The following is a 16,841-nucleotide window of genomic DNA, read 5'->3' as shown; positions in this document are numbered from 1 at the left end:
CGAAACGTTTCTCCCCGATGTCCGTAATCACCCTTGGATTGATTGGGCTTGAAGGGTCCTCATCAAGATCTGACATGCACCCGTAATCTCCCCGCGGTGGCCAGGAAAGGCCCCCTTCACAACCCCCCGCGAGGAGACGTAATGCGCGCTCTTGCCCGTATATCCCCCCGACTGCGCCACCGCGCAGTCGGTACGGCGATCATGGCCGGAACCCTGGCCATCGCCCCGCTCTCCGCCCCGGGCAGCGTCGCCGCGCCGAAGGCGGCCGTTTCGGCCGCGGCCACCGCCGAGGACTGCGCGGAGGACGCGCACGCCGGCGCCACCGCCCGTGAGACCCGTCCCGGCGCCGGCCACGCGCACGAGCCCAACGAGATCTCCGAGGCCAAGGCGAAGGCCATGGACGCGGACCTCAAGAAGCGTCTCGACGCCGCCCGCACCACCGGCCGTGACCTCTCGGCCGCCGCCGCGACGTCGATCCCGGTGTACTTCCACGTCATCCACGACGGCGAGACGGGCAAGCTCACCGCCGCGCAGATCAGCAGCCAGCTCGCGGTCCTGAACGCGGCCTACGCCGGCCAGGGCACCGGCAACGTCGACGCGGGCTTCCAGTTCACCCTGGCCGGCACCGACTACACGAACAACGCCTCCTGGTACAACCTGACTTCGGGCTCCACCGCCGAGAAGGAGATGAAGTCCACCCTCCGCCAGGGCGGCGCCGGCGCGCTGAACTTCTACACCGCCAAGCTCGGCGGCGGCCTGCTCGGCTGGGCGACCTTCCCGTCCTCGTACAACTCCAACCCGTCCATGGACGGCGTGGTCGTGCTCGACGCCTCACTGCCCGGCGGCTCCGCCGCCAACTACGACGAGGGCGACACCGCCACCCACGAGGTCGGCCACTGGATGGGGCTGTACCACACCTTCCAGGGCGGTTGTAACGGCAACGGCGACTACGTCACCGACACCCCCGCCGAGAAGAGCCCGGCGTACGCCTGCCCGACGGGCCGTGACAGCTGCGCCAGCAAGACCGGCGTGGACCCGATCCACAACTTCATGGACTACACCTACGACGCCTGCATGACCCAGTTCACTTCGGGCCAGGTGCAGCGGATGAAGGACCACTGGACGGCGTACCGCGCCTGACGGACAGCTCCGACCGGTCCGCCCGGCGCGCGCCCTGTGCGCGCCGGGCGGACCGCCGTTTGCGACGTCACACACCGGGTGGACCGCCGTGCCCACCCTCCGCTCCTCGGAGCGTCTCCAGGAACCCCAGGGCCGTCCGCCAGGTCTGCTCCGCCGAAGTCTCGTCGTAGTCGGGCAGATCGGGGTCGGTGAACAGATGCCCCGCCCCCGGATAACGGTGCACCTCCACGTCCGCACCGGCCCGCTGCATCTGGAGGTACCAGGTGTTCAGCCAGTCGTGCGGCTCGAACGGATCCGGGTCCGCGACGTGCAGTTGCACCGGCAGGCCGTCCACACTCGCGCCCTCCGCGATGTCGGACGTGCCATGCAGAAGCAGCAGCCCGCGCGCCTTCTCGTCTCCGAGCGCCAGATTCTGCGCGAGCGCCCCGCCGAGCGAGAACCCGGCATAGACCAGCCCCTGGTCGGAATAGGGCGCGGCGGCGTGGATCGCCCGCCGCAGGAGCTCGTCCGTGCCGATCTTCTCCCTGAGATCTCTGCCTTCCTCGACGGTCCCGGCGGTTTGCCCCTCGAACAGGTCGGGCACGCGCACCTCGTGCCCTGCGGCACGCAGCCGGTCCGCGGCCGCGTGCACCGCGGGGCGCAGACCGAAGGTCGAATGGAAAAGGATGACGTTCATCCGGCCATCCTGCCAGCCGCCTTCACCGGCACGGAGTTACGGAGACATGGAGAACATATTGCGCCCGTCGGCCGTCATCGGCGGAGCGGTCCTGCTCACCCTCGCGCTCGGCTGGGCCGTCGACCGCGTGCTGCGCCGGATCGACGACCGCCATCCCGAGACCCCCCTGTGGGACATGCTGCGCCGCTGTCGGCTGCCGCTCCAGGTGGTGGTCCTCGGGGCCCTGTTGAGGGGTGCCTACCGGGAGACCCGCTGGTCGCTCGTCGAGCGCCACGAGGCGGTCATCGGTCATGTGCTCTCACTGGTCCTGATCGGCGCGAGCGCCTGGCTGGTGACCCGCATCGTGTCCGCCGCCGTGGAGTCCTCGTACACCCGTTACGCGTCCTCCACCCGCGACCCGGCCCGGGTCCGCCGGGTGCGGACCCAGATCACGCTGATCATGAGGATCGTCACGGCCGTCGTCGCCGTGGTCGCCGTCGCCGCGATGCTGCTGACGTTCCCGGGCATGGAGAAGTTCGGCGCCTCGATGCTGGCGTCCGCGGGCATCATCGGCATCGTCGCCGGTGTCGCGGCCCAGTCCACCCTGGGCAATCTCTTCGCCGGCTTCCAGATCGCCTTCGGCGACATGGTCCGCATCGGCGACACGGTGGTGGTGGACGGCGAATGGGGCGTCGTGGAGGAGGTCACCCTCACGTTCCTCGCCGTACGGACGTGGGACGAGCGCCGCATCACCATGCCGGTGTCGTACTTCACGAGCAAGCCGTTCGAGAACTGGTCGCGCGGCGGGGCCCAGATGACCGGGACGGTCTACTTCCAGCTGGACCACTCGGCACCGGTCGCCCTGATGCGCGAGAAGCTCCAGGAGATCCTCGCCAGCTGCAAGGCCTGGGACGGAAGGGACTGGAGCCTGGCCGTGACGGACACCACACCCAGCACGATCGAGGTCCGTGCGGTCGTGACCGCGAAGGACGCCGACGACATCTGGACGGCCCGTTGCACGGTCCGGGAGCAGATGATCGCCTGGCTGTGCGAGAAGCATCCGTACGCCCTGCCCCGGATCGCCACGGCCGCGGCCTCCCTGCGCCCGGGCGGCCAGTGGCCGCGGCAGGCCGCTCCCCCGCGGGAGGAAGAGATCCACAGCAACAACGCGGGGGACTACACGCCCACGAGCGAAGAGGTCCCCCGCACGGGCCGCGGCTGACGGCTCCGGGGCGTCGGAGCACCACGGGGGCCGCCCGGCGCACCGCGGGGCCTGTCCGGTCGCGAGCCGGGCAGGCCCTAGAGGGCCCGCCGCATCGCCAGGTGCGGAATGCCGGCGTCCAGGAACTCGGAGCCGTAGGCCGCGTACCCGAGCCGCTCGTAGAAACCGAGCGCATGGGTCTGCGCGTGCAGGTCCACGGCCGCGAGTCCACGCGTCCGGGCCGCCTCCTCTATGGCGCGCACGAGGGCCACGCCCACGCCGAGGCCGCGCGCCGCCTTGCTGACGGCGAGCCTGCCGAGCGATCCGACCGTGAGATCGCCGGTCTTCTTGAGCGCGGAGGCGCCGTGCAGCAGCCGGCCGGTACCGAGCGGGCGGCCGTCCTCGGCCACCGCCAGGACATGGATGGTGTCCGCGTCCTCGGCGTCGTACGCGTCGTACTCGATCTCCTCCGGCACCTGCTGCTCGGCGACGAAGACCTCCTTGCGGACGGCGAAGCACGCCTCGCGGTCGGCCGGGCCCATCGCCACCCGCACGCTGTACACCGTCACGCGCTCTCCGCCTCGATCCGGTCCAGCGCCAGCTGGAGATCGGCCGGGTAGGTGCTCTCGTACTCCACCCACTGCCCGTCCGACGGGTGCTCGAAGCCGAGTCGCACGGCGTGCAGCCATTGCCGGGTCAGACCGAGCCGCTTCGCCATCGTGGGGTCGGCGCCGTACGTCAGGTCGCCCACGCAGGGATGGCGGTGCGCGGCCATGTGCACCCGGATCTGGTGGGTACGGCCGGTCTCCAGCTTGATGTCCAGCAGCGAGGCCGCGCGGAAGGCCTCGATCAGGTCGTAGTGCGTCACCGAGGGCTTGCCCTCCGCCGTGACCGCCCACTTGTAGTCGAGGGTGGGGTGCCGGCCGATGGGGGCGTCGATGGTGCCGCTCAGCGGGTCCGGGTGGCCCTGCACCAGCGCGTGGTAGCGCTTGTCGACGACCCGCTCCCGGAACTGCTGCTTCAGCAGCGTGTACGCGCGCTCCGACTTGGCGACGACCATCAGGCCGGACGTGCCGACGTCGAGACGGTGCACGATGCCCTGGCGCTCGGAGGCGCCCGACGTGGAGATGCGGTAACCGGCGGCCGCGAGACCGCCGATGACAGTGGTGCCGGTCCAGCCGGGGCTGGGATGCGCGGCCACGCCGACCGGCTTGACGATCACGACGATGTCGTCGTCGTCGTGCACGATCTCCATGCCCTCGACAGGCTCCGCGACGATCTGCACGGGTGCGGGGGCCTGTGGCATCTCCACCTCGAGCCAGGCGCCGCCGTGCACGCGCTCGGACTTGCCGACGACCGAGCCGTCCACCTGCACCTTCCCGGCAGCGGCCAGCTCAGCGGCCTTCGTACGGGAGAACCCGAACATCCGGGAGATGGCGGCGTCCACACGCTCACCCTCCAGGCCGTCGGGTACGGGCAGGGTGCGGATCTCGGGAATCGTACTCACCCGTCGAGTATGCCTTGTCAGTCCTTGTGGACTGTCCCGTCGGGGTCCAGGCCCTTGAACGACAGCAGCACGATGAGAACACCGCCGCACACGATCGCGGAGTCCGCGAGGTTGAAGACGGCGAAGTGCGCGGGCGCGATGAAGTCCACGACCGCGCCCTCGAAGACGCCGGGCGAACGGAAGATCCGGTCCGTCAGATTGCCGAGCGCCCCGCCCAGCAGCAGACCGAGGGCGACCGCCCAGGGACCGCTGTAGAGCTTGCGCGCCAGCCGCACGATCACGACGATCACGGTCGCCGCGATGCAGGTGAAGATGATGGTGAAGGCCTCACCCATGCCGAACGCGGCGCCCGGGTTCCGTACCGCCTCGAACTTCAGCCAGTCGCCGATGATCTCGATCGGCTCGTGGTGCTCCAGCTTGGCCACCACGAGCAGCTTGCTGCCGAGGTCGAGCAGATAGGCGACGAGCGCCACCGCGAACAGCACGGCGATCTTGCGCTTGCCCTTCGCCGGCTCGGCGGGCGCCGCAGCCTCGTCGTCAACATCTGGCGTACCGATGATGCGCTCCGCCTCTGCCACGTAAGTCCCTCAACCCTAGGTTCCTGACTGAGGACGAGGGTACGGCACACCTCCGCGCGGTCAGCCTCTGCGTTCCTGCTTCTGCTTGCACTCGACGCACAGGGTCGCCCGCGGGAACGCCTGCATACGGGCCTTGCCGATCGGCTTGCCGCAGCTCTCGCACAGACCGTACGTCCCGGTGTCGAGCCGCTGCAGGGCGCGCTCCGTCTGCTCGAGCATCTCGCGTCCGTTGGCGGCGAGCGCCATCTCGTGCTCGCGCGTGATGTTCTTCGCGCCGGTGTCGGCCTCGTCGTCTCCGGCGCCGTCGCCGGAGTCCCGCATCAGCCCTGCGAGCGCCGCCTCCGAGGACGTGATCTCCGCGTTCAGCCGCGCCGCCTCGCCCTCGAGCTCGGCCCGTGCCTCGTCCACTTCCTCCTGGGTCCACGGATCCTCTCCGGGCCGCACCGCCAGCGCGCCCGGCGGTGTCGCGGCCGCCGGCCGGGCCATGGGAACCGCCACCGCGCTCCCGCCTGCGCCTGCTGCCCTACCCGCGGTCTTCTTCGCTGCCACCGTCCTGGCTCCTGTCTGCTTCGCGGCCTCGGCCGCCCCCTCGGCCGCGGGCGCGGCCTGATTCGCGGAGGTCGCCCGGTCGGCGACCTCCGTGGTCACCGGTACGGGCGCCGGATCGGCGTCCGTACCGGCCTTCTTCCCGGCCCTGCGGGCCGTGGTCCTCTTCGTCGGCGCCGTCTTCTCGACGCCGTCCGCCGCGGCGGCGTCCTCGGCGGCTGCCTTCTTGGCCGGGGTGGTCTTCCTGGGCTTGGCGGCCGCCTTGCCGGCGGTGGCCGCCTCCTCGGTGCCGGCCTCGGCCTTCTCCGCGAGCGCCGCTTGGACCGCCTGCGCCGATTCGGCTGCCGGCTCATCGGCTGTCGCCGTCACCTTGGCCGCTGTCGTTTTGGCGCCGGCCTTACCGGCGGTGGGTGCCTTCTTGGTGGCCGACTTCTTGGCCGCGGCCTTTTTGGTGGCGGCTTTCTTGGTGGCGGCTTTCTTGGTGGCGGCTTTCTTGGTGGCCGCCGGCGCCTTGCCGGCCGGGGTCACTTCGGCCACCGGGTTCCCGGCGGGGGTCTCGTCGGCCACAGCGGCCACCTTGGCCGTCGCCTTCTTGGTACTGGCCGCCGGCTTACCGGCGTCGGCCGCTGCCTCTTTGCCGGCGGTGGCCGCCTTTGCGGTCCCGGCCGCCGCATCGCCGGCCGGCGGCGGCTCGGCTGCCGCCTCGTCGGCCGCTGCCGTCACCTCGGCCGCTGCCTTCCTGGCAGCGGCCCCGGTCCGGGCGGTGCTCGTCCTGGTCGTGGTCCTCTTCGCTGAGGTCTCCTCGGCTGTCGTGCCGCCGGCTGCCGGTCCGGTCGCCTTCTTCTCCGCCGCCGGGGCCTTCCCCGCCGCACCTCCGCTCCCTGCCGCTTCCTCGGCCACCGCCTTCTTCGCCGGGCTCCCGGCTGTCGACCCGCCCGCCGTCGTCTTCCTCGCCGGAGTCCCGCCGCCGGACGCCTTGCGCGACGCGGACCTGCCGGTGCTGCGGGCCGCCGTGCCCGGCGCTCCCGTGGCGGCCGTCTTGCGGGCAGCCGGCTCCGCGGCGGTGCCGGCCGTCCTGGACGTGGACTTCCGGGGCGCGGACTTCTTCCCGGAGGGCTCCCGGGAGGCCGGCCTCCCGGACGTCGCCCCCACGGCGGCGGAACGCGCGGACGCCGTCTTCCCGGCGGTCTTCTTCGCCACCATGGCCGCGGCCCCTTCACATATTGTGATCTTGCTCGCGAATCGTGCTGGGACGATAAATCGACCCCAGCCCCGCGGCAACGGGGCACGCCGCCGGTTCGGCCCGCCCCGGGCTGCGAGAAGCCGGGACTGCATCGGTTGTGCCCAGCTCTCCGCCCGGTAATCCGCCGTGCGGGCCGCACCGCACCCCAGGAGGACGTCCACGTGCGCCGTGTGGCCATTCGGGTCAACCGCGCCGCGGTCGAAAAGCGGTCGGACGCTCGCCGTGGGGGCCCGTACACTGGGCCCAGCGAAAGGCGTGGATGGGGACGAGTAGCGTCGTACGCAGCCATGAGCGACCCGGGGACGGTGAGAGCCCGGGGGCGAGCGCGATGTGAAGGATCACCCCGGAGCCGCCGGAAGAAAGCCACGGGCATCCCGTGGCCGGTAGAACCGGCGTCGCGACCCCAATGAGGGGGCGGTGACCTGTGCACCGCCAAGGAGGGTGGTACCGCGGGAGCCGCGCAGCATCGGCGCTCTCGTCCCTCCGACGGAAGAGAAACTGTCCGCCGGAGGAGTTCGTAGATGACACCCCCCCAGTACCGTCAGGTGCCGGCCCAGGTCGACCTGCCCGCGCTCGAGCACGCCGTGCTCGACTTCTGGCGCGAGAGCAAGATCTTCACCAAGAGCCTCGAGCAGTCCGAGGGCCGCCCCGAGTGGGTGTTCTACGAGGGCCCGCCGACGGCGAACGGCATGCCCGGCGCGCACCACATCGAGGCACGCGTCTTCAAGGACGTCTTCCCCCGCTTCCGCACCATGCGCGGCTACCACGTGGGCCGCAAGGCCGGCTGGGACTGCCACGGCCTGCCCGTCGAGCTCGCCGTCGAGAAGGAGCTCGGCTTCTCCGGCAAGAAGGACATCGAGGCGTACGGCATCGCCGAGTTCAACGCCAAGTGCCGTGAGTCGGTGACCCGGCACACGGACGCCTTCGCCGAGCTGACGACCCGCATGGGCTACTGGGTCGACCTCGACGACGCCTACCGCACCATGGACCCGGACTATGTCCAGTCGGTGTGGTGGTCGCTGAAGGAGATCTTCAACAAGGGCCTGCTGGTCCAGGACCACCGGGTCGCGCCCTGGTGCCCGCGCTGCGGCACCGGCCTGTCCGACCACGAGCTGGCGCAGGGCTACGAGACGGTCGTCGACCCCTCCGTCTTCGTGCGCTTCCCGCTGACGAGCGGCCCGCTCGCGGGCGAGGCCGCGCTCCTGGTGTGGACGACGACCCCGTGGACCCTGGTGTCCAACACGGCGGTCGCCGCGCACCCCGACGTCACGTACGTCGTGGCGACGAACGGCGAGGAGAAGCTCGTCGTCGCCGAGCCGCTGCTGGAGAAGGCGCTCGGCGAGGGCTGGGAAGCCACCGGGCAGACCTTCACCGGTGCGGAGATGGAGCGCTGGACGTACCGGCGCCCCTTCGAGCTGGTCGAGTTCCCGGCGGAGGCCCACTTCGTCGTCAACGCCGACTACGTGACCACCGAGGACGGCACGGGTCTGGTCCACCAGTCCCCCGCGTTCGGTGAGGACGACCTCAAGGTCTGCCGCGCCTACGGTCTGCCGGTCGTGAACCCGGTCCGCCCCGACGGCACCTTCGAGGAGGACGTGCCGCTGGTCGGCGGCGTCTTCTTCAAGAAGGCGGACGAGGCGCTGACCGCCGACCTCGAGGCCCGCGGTCTGCTCTTCAAGCACATCCCGTACGAGCACAGCTACCCGCACTGCTGGCGCTGCCACACCGCGCTGCTCTACTACGCCCAGCCGTCCTGGTACATCCGCACGACCGCCATCAAGGACCGGCTGCTCGCGGAGAACGAGGCCACGAACTGGTTCCCCGACTCGGTCAAGCAGGGCCGCTACGGGGACTGGCTCAACAACAACATCGACTGGGCGCTCTCCCGTAACCGCTACTGGGGCACGCCGCTGCCGATCTGGCGCTGCGAGGACGACCACCTCACCTGCGTCGGCTCGCTCTCCGAGCTGTCCGAGCTGACGGGGACCGACCAGTCGGACCTGGACCCGCACCGCCCGTACATCGACGCGGTCACCTTCGACTGCCCGCAGTGCTCCGCCACCGCGACGCGCGTGCCCGAGGTGATCGACGCCTGGTACGACTCGGGTTCGATGCCGTTCGCGCAGTGGGGCTACCCGTACAAGAACAAGGAGATCTTCGAGAAGCGCTACCCGGCGCAGTTCATCTCGGAGGCGATCGACCAGACGCGCGGCTGGTTCTACACGCTGATGGCCGTCGGCACGCTGGTCTTCGACAAGTCGTCGTACGAGAACGTGGTCTGCCTCGGCCACATCCTCGCCGAGGACGGCCGCAAGATGTCCAAGCACCTCGGCAACATCCTCCAGCCGATCCCGCTGATGGACCAGCACGGCGCGGACGCCGTCCGCTGGTTCATGGCGGCCGGCGGCTCGCCGTGGGCGGCGCGGCGCGTGGGCCACGGCACGATCCAGGAGGTCGTGCGCAAGACCCTGCTGACGTACTGGAACACGGTGGCCTTCCAGGCCCTTTACGCCCGCACCTCGGGCTGGGCCCCCTCGGCCGCCGACCCGGCCCCGGCCGAGCGCACGGTCCTCGACCGGTGGCTGCTCTCCGAGCTGCACGCCCTGGTGGACCAGGTCACGCAGGCGATGGAGGCGTACGACACCCAGCGCGCCGGCAAGCTGCTCTCCGCGTTCGTCGACGACCTGTCGAACTGGTACGTGCGCCGCTCGCGCCGCCGCTTCTGGCAGGGCGACGCGGCGGCGCTGCGGACGCTGCACGACGTGGTGGAGACCGTCACACGGCTGATGGCGCCGCTGACGCCGTTCATCACCGAGCGGGTCTGGCAGGACCTGATCGTCCCGGTGGCGCCGGACGCCCCCGAGTCCGTCCACCTGTCCTCCTGGCCGGAGGCCGACCTCGACGCCATCGACCCGACCCTGTCGACCCAGATGGCACTAGTGCGCCGGCTGGTCGAGCTGGGCCGTGCGACGCGTGCCGAGTCGGGCGTGAAGACCCGCCAGCCCCTGTCGCGTGCCCTGGTGGCCGCCACCGGCTTCTCGGCGCTCTCCGAAGAGCTCCAGGCCCAGATCACGGAGGAGCTGAACGTCTCCTCGCTGGCGTCGCTGTCCGAGGTCGGCGGCTCGCTCGTGGACACCACGGCCAAGGCCAACTTCCGTGCGTTGGGCAAGCGCTTCGGCAAGGGCGTCCAGGACGTGGCCAAGGCGGTCGCCGCCGCGGACGCCGCCGCGCTGTCCCTGGCGCTGCGGTCCGGCGAGGCGACGCTCGACGTCAACGGCGAGACGATCACGCTCTCCCCGGAGGAGGTCATCATCACGGAGACCCCGCGGGAGGGCTGGTCGGTCGCGTCCGACTCCGGCGCGACGGTCGCGCTGGACCTCGAGGTCACGCCCGAGCTGCGCCGGGCCGGTCTGGCCCGTGACGCGATCCGCCTCATCCAGGAGGCCCGCAAGAACAGCGGCCTGGACGTCGCGGACCGTATCGCGCTCCGCTGGACCTCCGAGGACCCCGAGGTCACGTCGGCCCTGGCCGACCACGCGTCGCTGATCGCGGACGAGGTGCTGGCGACGGACTTCGCGGAGGGCGAGGCGCCGGACGACACGTACGGCGCGCCGTTCACGGACGAGGGCCTGTCCCTGACGTTCCGCCTCCGCAAGGCGTAACGCACACGAGCACTGCGGGCCCGGCCACGTTCTGTGACCGGGCCCGCCGTCTTCTCCCGGCGCCTCCACCCCGGCTGCCCTGGGCCGGCCCCGGGCGCTGGCGGTGCCAGGCACGCTCGTTCCTGGCCGCGGGCGCGCCCTGGGCATGGTCGGCCCGGGGCCCGGCGCATGACGAGCCGCCCGGGTCCGCCGGCCCCGCCCCGAACGTGCCCTGGGTGGGCCGGCCCGAGGCCCCAGGTGGGTGCCCGGGCGGGCCGGCCTCCAGGTGCGGGCGCGTGGCCGCTGCGCGGGGTCTGTCCCCTCCCCACCCCTTCCCGTAACCGGGGCAAGCCCCGGACCCCGTACCGCGCTGCGCGCGGGTCCTCAAACGCCGGACGGGCTGAGAACCCGCTGCGCGGGCCCCAGCCCATCGGCGTCGAGCCACTCCGGCCGTGCCGGGCAGCCTCGTCCGCGGCTCCAGCCTGCCGGGGGTTCCCGCCCGGCCTGCGGCTTCCGCCCCGCCAACGGCTCCAGCCATGCCGGCAGCTTTCCCCGCGCCGAGGATTCCGCCCCGCGACGGCCTGCCCCGCGCTGCGGCTTCCGCCCCGCCGGCAGCCTTCCCCGCGCCGAGGATTCCGCCCCGCGACAGCCTTCCCCGCGCTGCGGCTTCCGCCCCGCCGGCAGCCTTCCCTGCGCCGAGGCTTTCCGCCCGGCCGCCCGCTCCGGCGCCCGTGGGGCGGCCGCTCCAGCCGTCTTTGGGGCGGCCGCACCGGTCCCTGCCGACGCGGCGGCCCAGGTCTCCGCTGGGCGGAAGCACCTCAAGCCACCGGCGAATGCGGCGCGGGGATCCGGTGGGCCCACGCCGACGCCCGGGGCTCAGTAGGGCCCACCCCGCCGCGCGGGGATCCGGTAGGGCGCCCACGCCGTCAGGCGTAGAGGTCCGGGGGTCCGAGACACCGCGCGGAGCGCGGCGGCAGGGCCGGGCGGAGCCCCCACGCGGCGGAGCCGCACAGCAGGCAGAGGCGGGGACGGGAACAGCCAGCCACAGCGCGCCCACGCACCCGCCACGCGCAAAAGGCCGGGCCCGGGACGTGTGATCACGTCCCGGGCCCGGCCCCGCAGTCTGCCGACGGCTACGCGCGCAGCGCGCGCAGGCCCGTCAGTTGTCGTCCTCGTCGATCAGGAAACCGCGCATCGGCGAAGGCGCCTGCTGCATCGGCTGCGGCGCCTGCGGCCGCACCGGTGCCATCGGCTGGGTCATCGCCGGCGACATCTGCTGCTGGCCGCCGTACGACGGGCCGGACGGCGACGGCCCGTGGCCGCCCATCGTCTGGTTGCCGTAGGACGGGGCGCTCGCGCCGGCCGGTGCCATGGAAGGCGCCGGAGACGGCGGCAGCGACGCGGCCGCGGGCTGGCGCGGCGGGGCCAGGGAGTCGTCCGCCTGGGTCTCCAGCTGACGCAGCTGGCTCTCCAGGTAGGACTTCAGCCGGGTCCGGTACTCGCGCTCGAAGCCCCGCAGGTCCTCGACCTTGCGCTCCAGCGTGGCGCGCGCGGACTCGAGGGAGCCCATGGCGACGCGGTGCTTCTCCTGCGCGTCCCGCTCGAGGGCGTCGGCCTTGGCGCGGGCGTCCCGCTCCAGGCCCTCGGCGCGCGAACGCGCCTCGCCGACGATCTTGTTGGCCTCGGAACGGGCCTCCGCGATCGCCTGGTCAGCGGTCTGCTGGGCAAGCGAGAGCACGCGCGCGGCGCTGTCCCCGCCGGGTCCCTGACCCATCGGACCGGGGCCCTGCGGGCCGCCGTGTCCGCCCATGGGGCCGCCCATCGGGCCACCCATGGGTCCGCCCTGCATCGGGCCGGGGCCCATCGGGCCGCCAGGACCCTGAGGGCCGCCGTGGCTGGGACCGGCCGGCAACTGCGGTGCTCCGCCCGGCAGCTGGGGCGGACCCATCTGCGGGGGCTGCTGCTGGACCGGCGGTCCCGATATGGCGGCGGGCACGGGGGCACCGGGACCGCCCGGGCCGCGGCCGTCCTGGGGCTCCGGCGGTTTACGCATGCCCTGTTGCTGCTGCTGGTTCTGTGCGGCGGCACGCGTCGCCGCGGCCAGCTTCGCGCGCAGGTCCTCGTTCTCGCGGAGCAGACGGGTCAGCTCGGACTCGACCTCGTCGAGGAAGGCATCGACCTCGTCCTCGTCATAGCCTTCTCGGAGGCGGACGGTCGTGAACTGCTTGTTCCGCACGTCCTCGGGAGTCAGCGGCATCTCTTCTTCACCTCTACGTAGTCGTCGGCAGTCGGCAGGACCGTATCGCTCACATCGAGTTCCCCAAGCCGCGCACGATGGAGATCAGGATGTAGACGATGATCATCAGAACGAAGAAGGACAGGTCGAGTGCCACGCCCCCGAGACGCAACGGCGGGATGAATCGCCGCAGAAGCTTGAGCGGTGGATCGGTGACAGTGTAGGTGGCCTCCAGAACGACCACCATCGCCTTGCCGGGTTGCCATGAACGGGCGAACTGGAAGACGTAGTCCATGACGAGCCGGAAGATCAGCACGACAAGGAAGCACATCAGCGCGATGTAGACCACATCCAGTGCGACGCCCATCCCGCGCTTCCCTCTCCCCTGACTCTCGTCTTCCCCGGCCGTTCGGCCGGGTCGTTCCCGGTGTCTTTTCTCAGCTCTGGTTGAAGAACCCGCCCTCTGCGATGCGGGCCTTGTCTTCCGCCGTGACATCGACGTTAGCAGGCGACAACAGGAACACCTTCTGCGTCACCCGCTCAATGCTGCCATGCAGACCGAAGACGAGTCCCGCGGCAAAGTCGACAAGTCGCTTCGCGTCCGTGTCATCCATCTCCGTGAGATTCATGATCACGGGGGTGCCCTCGCGGAAGTGTTCCCCGATGGTACGGGCCTCGTTGTAGGTCCGCGGATGCAGCGTGGTGATGCGGTAGGGCTCCCGCTCGGACACGACCTTGGGCATGATCACCGGTGCACTCTTCTCCATGCTCGGGCGTTCAGGTGTGATGGATGCCACGGGGGCGATCCGCGCCGGGCGTCCACTGTCGACCGGGAGGGAAACCGGCTCGCGCGGTGCTGGCGGCGCCGGGACCCGCACCGGCTCCTCACGCTCGATCTGGCGGGGAGGCTGGTGCCGCCGGTGCTCCCGCTCGGGCTCCGGCTCGGGTTCGAAGTCGTCATCGGGGTCGAAACCCCGGCCGTCGTACCCATCGTCCTCCACGAGGCCGAGGTAGACCGCCATCTTGCGCATCGCGCCGGCCATTCTCTGAGTCCTCCGCTCTGTGGTGGATCGGCATTCGTCACCAAGTGCCCGCGATCCACTCGGTCTGCCCGCTTTGGGCGGGAATGACCATATTTTCTACTGTGGTCCGACTTGCTTCGCGACGTTACCCGAGCCGGGGTCGGACTCCGAGTACCGCCGTACCGACGCGCACATGTGTCGCTCCGGCCGCGACGGCCTGCTCGAGATCCGCACTCATCCCTGCTGACACCATGTTCGCAGCCGGATGGGCCGCGCGCAGGCTTGATGAGAATTCCATCAGCCGCTCGAACGCCGCCTGTTGCCGTCCCGCGTACGGTCCGGCCAGCGGCGCGACGGTCATCAGTCCGTCGAGCCGCAGTCCTGGCGAGCCGGCCACCGCCGCCGCCAACTCCTCGATCCCGTCCGGCGCGACGCCCCCGCGCTCCCCCTGCCGGCCCGACTCGGCGTCCAGCGCGACCTGGATCAGGCAGCCGAGTTCGCGTTCCGCCCGCACCGCGGCGGCGGAGAGGGCGGAAACGAGCTTCGGGCGGTCGACGGACTGCACCACATCGGCATAACTCGCGACAGAACGGACCTTGTTGGTCTGCAACTGACCGACGAAGTGCCAGCGAAGGTTCAGATCCGCGCAGGCGGCGGCCTTGGGGGCCGCGTCCTGATCACGGTTCTCCGCCACATGACGCACACCGAGTTCGTGGAGGAGTCGCACATCGCTCGCCGGATAGGTCTTGGTGACCACGATCAGGGTCACCTCGTCCCGCTCGCGGCCCGCTGCCGCGCAGGCGGAGGCGATACGTTCCTCCACCGCCGCCAGATTCCTGGCGAGTTCGGTTCTGCGGTCGGTCATGGGATCTTCCGGTCCTCCAGCCAGACGTATCCGGCAAGCCGTCCGGTCGTGCGGTCACGCCGGTAGGAATAGTGGTCGCTCGATTCCAGTGTGCAGACCCCGGACTGCCGGCGGTCGCGCACCCCGAGCGCCTCGAGCTGTGCGTGCACTCCGGCCGTGACGTCGACGGCCGGCGTCCCCCAGCTCGTCTCCGACCAGGCGGCCGGCTCGACGGCGGCCACTTCCGACCGCATCTGCTCGGGTACTTCGTAGCAGCGACCGCAGACGGCAGGTCCGGTTCGGGCGATCATGCGCTCCGGTTCCGCGCCGAGCTTCCGCATCGCCTCGACGGCGGCGGGCACGACGCCCGCGATCATCCCGGGACGTCCCGCGTGCGCCGCTCCCACCACCCCGGCGACCGGGTCCGCGAGCAGAACCGGTGTGCAGTCGGCGGTGAGCACGGCGAGGGCGAGGCCGCGCCGTGCGGTGACCAGCGCGTCGACCGCCGGCACGTCCGGGGTCGGCCACGGGCCGTCCACCTGGGCGACGTCGTTGCCGTGCACCTGGTTCATCCAGACCACCGACTCCGGGGCGAGCCCCAGGGACCTGGCCGCGATCTCGCGGTTGGCCAGCACGGCTGCGGGGTCGTCGCCGACGGCGCCGCCGAGGTTCAGCTCCTCGTACGGAACGGCGCTCACCCCGCCCCACCGGTCGGTGAAGGCGAAGTGCGCGCCGCTCTCGTGTATCGCGTCGTGCTGCACAGTCACTTCAGGAAGTCCGGAACATCCAGCTCTTCCGCCTGGCTGTCCGGGTACGGACGGGCCGTGGGAACCTGCGCCGGGCCGGCCGGCGATCCCAGGTCGCTCGCGACCGGAGCCGGCTCCGCGGGCGTGGGCTCCTCGCGCACGGGCACGGTGCCGAGCCCGGTGGAGCGGGGGCCGTCGCTACCGCGGGGCGGGATCGGGGCCTGCTCGTCGCGCTTGGAGGCGGAGCCGATCACGTTCTCCCGGCGGGTCGGCGGCTGACCGCCGTCGAAGCCGGCCGCGATGACCGTGACCCGGACCTCGTCGCCGAGCGCGTCGTCGATGACGGCGCCGAAGATGATGTTGGCCTCGGGGTGGGCCGCCTCGCTGACGAGCTGGGCCGCCTCGTTGATCTCGAACAGGCCGAGGTCGGAGCCGCCGGAGATGGAGAGCAGCACGCCGCGTGCGCCGTCGATGGACGCCTCGAGGAGCGGCGAGGAGATCGCCATCTCCGCCGCGGCCACGGCACGGTCGTCGCCGCGGGCCGAACCGATGCCCATGAGGGCCGAGCCGGCCTCGGACATCACGGACTTGACGTCGGCGAAGTCGAGGTTGATCAGACCCGGGGTGGTGATGAGGTCGGTGATGCCCTGAACACCGGACAGCAGAACCTGGTCCGCCGACTTGAAGGCGTCCAGCACGCTGACCTGGCGGTCCGAGATGGACAGCAGCCGGTCGTTCGGGATGACGATGAGGGTGTCGACCTCTTCGCGGAGTTCGGCGATGCCGTCCTCCGCCTGGTTCGCACGCCGCCGGCCCTCGAAGGTGAACGGGCGGGTGACCACGCCGATCGTGAGGGCGCCCAGCGAGCGGGCGATGTTGGCGACGACGGGTGCGCCGCCGGTGCCGGTGCCGCCGCCTTCGCCGGCGGTGACGAAGACCATGTCGGCCCCCTTGAGGACCTCCTCGATCTCCTCGCGGTGATCCTCTGCCGCCTTGCGACCGACTGCCGGATTCGCTCCGGCGCCGAGGCCTCGCGTGAGTTCGCGGCCGACGTCGAGTTTGACGTCGGCGTCGCTCATCAACAGCGCCTGAGCGTCCGTGTTGATAGCGATGAACTCGACGCCCTTGAGACCGACCTCGATCATTCGGTTGATGGCATTGACACCACCGCCGCCGACACCGATGACCTTGATGACTGCGAGGTAGTTCTGCGGTGCTGCCACGTCGAAGGCCTCTCGCCTCGAGTTACGTGTCGCCGCCTCGCGGGGCCGCGCTGCGACGACTGATGTCGAATTGGGACGGCCCGACCAGCCGGCTGCCGACCCGAACCCTAACGCTGAAGTTTAGGGTTACCAGTGTGTCTGTTCCCTGGACTCTTCCGAACAGGACACTAAGTCGACAAGTGGCGCCCGTTCAACGAACACGCCGAACCTCCCGTTTTTCTTTTCACCCTATGTGATCACGCACAGCAATGACCAACCA

14 protein-coding genes are annotated in these 16,841 nt (G+C 71.1%); 3 read left to right on the top strand and 11 right to left on the bottom strand.

The window, feature by feature from the left end; genetic code table 11:
- The first annotated feature begins 141 nt into the window (after positions 1 to 141).
- Positions 142 to 1,140, top strand: coding sequence for a zinc metalloprotease (locus ACTMTU_RS17010; protein ID WP_441264315.1), 999 nt, complete (start codon positions 142 to 144; stop codon positions 1,138 to 1,140).
- 67 nt (positions 1,141 to 1,207) lie between these two features.
- Here ACTMTU_RS17010 and ACTMTU_RS17005 read toward each other — a convergent pair whose 3' ends face one another.
- A complete protein-coding gene (locus ACTMTU_RS17005) occupies positions 1,208 to 1,816 on the bottom strand; it encodes a dienelactone hydrolase family protein (protein WP_441264314.1) in 609 nt (202 codons plus the stop codon).
- Between the two features lie 46 nt (positions 1,817 to 1,862).
- Here ACTMTU_RS17005 and ACTMTU_RS17000 point away from each other — a divergent pair, with 46 nt between their 5' ends.
- Positions 1,863 to 3,017, top strand: a complete 1,155-nt coding sequence (locus ACTMTU_RS17000; RefSeq protein WP_441264313.1) for a mechanosensitive ion channel family protein — start codon at positions 1,863 to 1,865, stop codon at positions 3,015 to 3,017.
- Positions 3,018 to 3,094: 77 nt separating this feature from the next.
- Here ACTMTU_RS17000 and ACTMTU_RS16995 read toward each other — a convergent pair whose 3' ends face one another.
- From ACTMTU_RS16995 to ACTMTU_RS16980, 4 genes are read right to left on the bottom strand one after another with little or no spacing between them, the layout of a single operon-like run.
- Positions 3,095 to 3,538: a GNAT family N-acetyltransferase gene (locus tag ACTMTU_RS16995; RefSeq protein ID WP_441264463.1), complete on the bottom strand. Its 444-nt coding sequence runs from the start codon at positions 3,536 to 3,538 to the stop codon at positions 3,095 to 3,097.
- Between the two features lie 23 nt (positions 3,539 to 3,561).
- The gene (locus tag ACTMTU_RS16990) at positions 3,562 to 4,503 is read right to left on the bottom strand and encodes an RluA family pseudouridine synthase (protein ID WP_441264312.1); all 942 of its coding nucleotides are present in this window, start codon (positions 4,501 to 4,503) and stop codon (positions 3,562 to 3,564) included.
- 17 nt (positions 4,504 to 4,520) lie between these two features.
- Positions 4,521 to 5,081 carry a signal peptidase II gene (gene lspA / locus ACTMTU_RS16985; RefSeq protein WP_441264311.1) on the bottom strand — a complete coding sequence of 187 codons (561 nt, stop codon included), beginning with the start codon at positions 5,079 to 5,081 and terminating at the stop codon, positions 4,521 to 4,523.
- A gap of 60 nt (positions 5,082 to 5,141) precedes the next feature.
- Entirely contained in the window at positions 5,142 to 6,830 is a 1,689-nt protein-coding gene (locus ACTMTU_RS16980; RefSeq protein ID WP_441264310.1) for a TraR/DksA family transcriptional regulator, read from the bottom strand.
- Between the two features lie 561 nt (positions 6,831 to 7,391).
- Here ACTMTU_RS16980 and ileS point away from each other — a divergent pair.
- A complete protein-coding gene (ileS, locus tag ACTMTU_RS16975; RefSeq protein WP_441264309.1) occupies positions 7,392 to 10,532 on the top strand; it encodes an isoleucine--tRNA ligase in 3,141 nt (1,046 codons plus the stop codon).
- A 1,138-nt stretch (positions 10,533 to 11,670) separates the two neighbouring features.
- On the opposite strand, the gene ACTMTU_RS16970 is transcribed toward ileS, so the two are convergent.
- The 6 genes from ACTMTU_RS16970 to ftsZ all read right to left on the bottom strand — a co-directional run bounded on the left by ACTMTU_RS16970 (position 11,671) and on the right by ftsZ (position 16,582).
- Complete coding sequence (locus tag ACTMTU_RS16970) at positions 11,671 to 12,768, bottom strand: DivIVA domain-containing protein (protein WP_441264308.1); 1,098 nt, start codon at positions 12,766 to 12,768, stop codon at positions 11,671 to 11,673.
- A 49-nt stretch (positions 12,769 to 12,817) separates the two neighbouring features.
- Positions 12,818 to 13,114, bottom strand: coding sequence for a YggT family protein (locus ACTMTU_RS16965; RefSeq protein ID WP_005318710.1), 297 nt, complete (start codon positions 13,112 to 13,114; stop codon positions 12,818 to 12,820).
- A gap of 70 nt (positions 13,115 to 13,184) precedes the next feature.
- Positions 13,185 to 13,790, bottom strand: coding sequence for a cell division protein SepF (locus ACTMTU_RS16960; protein ID WP_441264307.1), 606 nt, complete (start codon positions 13,788 to 13,790; stop codon positions 13,185 to 13,187).
- Positions 13,791 to 13,914: 124 nt separating this feature from the next.
- Positions 13,915 to 14,634, bottom strand: a complete 720-nt coding sequence (locus ACTMTU_RS16955) for a YggS family pyridoxal phosphate-dependent enzyme (RefSeq protein WP_441264306.1) — start codon at positions 14,632 to 14,634, stop codon at positions 13,915 to 13,917.
- Positions 14,631 to 15,380, bottom strand: a complete 750-nt coding sequence (gene pgeF, locus ACTMTU_RS16950; protein WP_441264305.1) for a peptidoglycan editing factor PgeF — start codon at positions 15,378 to 15,380, stop codon at positions 14,631 to 14,633. The genes ACTMTU_RS16955 and pgeF overlap by 4 nt, the downstream gene beginning before the upstream one ends.
- Entirely contained in the window at positions 15,377 to 16,582 is a 1,206-nt protein-coding gene (gene ftsZ, locus ACTMTU_RS16945) for a cell division protein FtsZ (RefSeq protein WP_441264304.1), read from the bottom strand. The genes pgeF and ftsZ overlap by 4 nt, the downstream gene beginning before the upstream one ends.
- Between the last annotated feature and the right edge of the window lie 259 nt (positions 16,583 to 16,841).

The organism is Streptomyces sp. OZ13, assembly GCF_052068155.1.
In the GTDB taxonomy this organism is placed as follows: domain Bacteria; phylum Actinomycetota; class Actinomycetes; order Streptomycetales; family Streptomycetaceae; genus Streptomyces.
This window is presented reverse-complemented; position numbering and strand designations above follow the sequence as displayed.

Bases quoted from the DNA above. Each gene is read 5' to 3' on its own strand.
- ACTMTU_RS17010 (WP_441264315.1), top strand. From the start codon at position 142: ATGCGCGCTCTTGCCCGTATATCCCCCCGACTGCGCCACCGCGCAGTC.
- ACTMTU_RS17005 (WP_441264314.1), bottom strand. From the start codon at position 1,816: ATGAACGTCATCCTTTTCCATTCGACCTTCGGTCTGCGCCCCGCGGTG.
- ACTMTU_RS17000 (WP_441264313.1), top strand. From the start codon at position 1,863: ATGGAGAACATATTGCGCCCGTCGGCCGTCATCGGCGGAGCGGTCCTG.
- ACTMTU_RS16995 (WP_441264463.1), bottom strand. From the start codon at position 3,538: ATGGGCCCGGCCGACCGCGAGGCGTGCTTCGCCGTCCGCAAGGAGGTC.
- ACTMTU_RS16980 (WP_441264310.1), bottom strand. From the start codon at position 6,830: ATGGTGGCGAAGAAGACCGCCGGGAAGACGGCGTCCGCGCGTTCCGCC.
- ileS (WP_441264309.1), top strand. From the start codon at position 7,392: ATGACACCCCCCCAGTACCGTCAGGTGCCGGCCCAGGTCGACCTGCCC.
- ACTMTU_RS16970 (WP_441264308.1), bottom strand. From the start codon at position 12,768: ATGCCGCTGACTCCCGAGGACGTGCGGAACAAGCAGTTCACGACCGTC.
- ACTMTU_RS16965 (WP_005318710.1), bottom strand. From the start codon at position 13,114: ATGGGCGTCGCACTGGATGTGGTCTACATCGCGCTGATGTGCTTCCTT.
- ACTMTU_RS16960 (WP_441264307.1), bottom strand. From the start codon at position 13,790: ATGGCCGGCGCGATGCGCAAGATGGCGGTCTACCTCGGCCTCGTGGAG.
- ACTMTU_RS16955 (WP_441264306.1), bottom strand. From the start codon at position 14,634: ATGACCGACCGCAGAACCGAACTCGCCAGGAATCTGGCGGCGGTGGAG.